The organism is Geodermatophilus obscurus (genome assembly GCF_900143215.1).
GTDB lineage: Bacteria > Actinomycetota > Actinomycetes > Mycobacteriales > Geodermatophilaceae > Geodermatophilus > Geodermatophilus obscurus_A.
Window position 1 is genome coordinate 1 of sequence record NZ_FRDM01000098.1, and the last position, 1447, is coordinate 1447.

The 1447-nt window shown below is 74.1% G+C and carries 2 protein-coding genes; both read right to left on the reverse strand.

The annotated features are described in order from the left end of the window. Nucleotides 1-120 precede the first annotated feature (120 nt). Nucleotides 121-345: a hypothetical protein gene (locus tag BUB17_RS25155; protein ID WP_072921586.1), complete on the reverse strand. Its 225-nt coding sequence runs from the start codon at nt 343-345 to the stop codon at nt 121-123. Between the two features lie 44 nt (nt 346-389). Next, a partial coding sequence (locus tag BUB17_RS25160; protein WP_175561491.1) for a cobaltochelatase subunit CobN occupies nt 390-1447 on the reverse strand: 1058 nt, incomplete at its 5' end.

Genomic DNA, 1447 nt, shown 5'->3' on the forward strand with positions numbered 1-1447 from the left:
CCGCGGCCGCCGTGACGTGATGGAACGGCCACCTCCGGTGACCGAATGGAACGGCCTCCTTCCGGGGGCCCGCCCTGAGCCTGCGAAGGGTGGGGAGGAAGGGGGTCCTTCTGCCTTCGATCAGCGGCGGCGCAGCAGACCGCCGAGCAGCCCGCCGAGGCCGCCCGAGGACGCGGGGGTCGCCCGTCCCCGGCCCGCCCGCCCGGTGGTCGCCCGGCCGTAGCCACGGCCGGTCGACATCCGGCCGGTGGAGCGGGGCATGCCCCGCCCGGTCCGCCCGGCGGTGCGACCGGCGCTGCGTGCAGTGTTCTCTGCCGTGCCCATCAGTCGTCCGAGGATGCTCATGCCGTCAGGGCTACCCAGGACCACAGCGGTCGATGCGCCCGAGATCAAGAACGGGTCGACGCCGGGGTCTCGCCGCCCTCCAGGTCGCCCTCGGTGTCGAGGTAGGCCCGCTGCAGCTCGGCCAGCAGGTCCGCGTCCGGCTCGGCCCACATCTGCCGGTCGACGGCCTCCAGCAGCCGCTCGGCGATGCCGTGCAGCGCCCACGGGTTCGACTGCTCGAGGAACGCGCGGTTCTCCGGGTCGAGCACGTAGGTCTGGGCGAGCTTCTCGTACATCCAGTCGGCGACCACGCCGGTCGTGGCGTCGTAGCCGAACAGGTAGTCGACCGTGGCGGCCAGCTCGAAGGCGCCCTTGTAGCCGTGCCGGCGCATCGCCGACAGCCACTTCGGGTTGACCACCCGGGCGCGGAACACCCGGGCGGTCTCCTCGGTCAGCGACCGGGTGCGCACCGACTCGGGCCGGGTCGAGTCGCCGATGTACGCGCGCGGCGCCGAGCCGGTCAGCGCGCGGACCGTCGCGACCATCCCGCCGTGGTACTGGAAGTAGTCGTCGGAGTCGGCGATGTCGTGCTCGCGGGTGTCGACGTTCTTCGCCGCCACCGCGATCCGCCGGTAGGCCGCCTCCATGTCCGGGCGGGCCTGCACGCCGTCCAGCCCGCGGCCGTAGGCGTAGCCGCCCCAGACGGCGTAGACCTCGGCCAGGTCGGCGTCCCCGCGCCAGTTCCGCGAGTCGATGAGCGGCAGCAGCCCCGCCCCGTATGCGCCCGGCTTGGAGCCGAACACCCGTGTGGTGGCCCGCCGGCGGTCGCCGTGCCCGGCGACGTCGGCGTCCACGTGGGCGCGCACGAAGTTCCGGTCCGCGGGCTCGTCGAGCCCCGCCACCAGCGTCACCGCGTCGTCCAGCATGGTCACCACGTGCGGGAAGGCGTCGCGGAAGAAACCGGAGATGCGCACGGTCACGTCGATCCGGGGGCGACCCAGCTCCGCCAGCGGAACGGGCTCCAGCCCGGTCACCCGCCGGGAGGCGTCGTCCCACACCGGGCGGACGCCGAGCAGCGCCAGCACCTCGGCGACGTCGTCCCCCGAGGTGCGCATCGCCGAGG

What these genes read in the sequence shown, in the direction of transcription:
- BUB17_RS25155 (WP_072921586.1), bottom strand. Translation starts at nt 345, where the DNA reads ATGAGCATCCTCGGACGACTGATGGGCACGGCAGAGAACACTGCACGC.